This window comes from Xanthobacter autotrophicus (assembly GCF_029991245.1).
In the GTDB taxonomy this organism is placed as follows: Bacteria; Pseudomonadota; Alphaproteobacteria; order Rhizobiales; family Xanthobacteraceae; genus Xanthobacter; species Xanthobacter autotrophicus_C.
Genome location: NZ_JAIVFO010000469.1, coordinates 1 through 387, shown reverse-complemented (window position 1 = coordinate 387; position 387 = coordinate 1). Strand labels below are relative to the sequence as shown.

Annotated in this window: 1 protein-coding gene; it reads right to left on the bottom strand. The window is 31.8% G+C overall.

Features of this window, described 5'->3' with window-relative positions; all coding sequences use genetic code 11:
• The coding region (locus K9U41_RS23725; RefSeq protein ID WP_282643268.1) for a S1C family serine protease at positions 1 to 387 on the bottom strand (387 nt) is incomplete at both ends.

Here is a 387-nt window from a genome sequence, read left to right as displayed (position 1 = left end):
ATTTATAGCAGCATCTGTTTGTATCATATTTGAGTAATATCTACCTTGATTAGGATCAAGTATTAAATCTTTGGCACTAATTACACCAACTGAAACAGTAGGTTGATCATTTAAATTGAATAAACCAAAAGGATTACCTAAAGCGATTACCCATTCGCCTATTAATATATCGTCATATTGTCCAAATTTTAAATATGGCAATTTGTACTTGGTTTCAATTTTTAAAAGACATATATCGGATTCATAATCTGTGCCTACTAATTTCGCTTTATAAGATTCACCGTTGGTAAGTGTTACAATGATTTTACTCCCTTTTCCCGCAACATGGTCGTTTGTTAATATATATCCGTTGCTGGAAATAATAAATCCGCTACCTACACTTTGAAC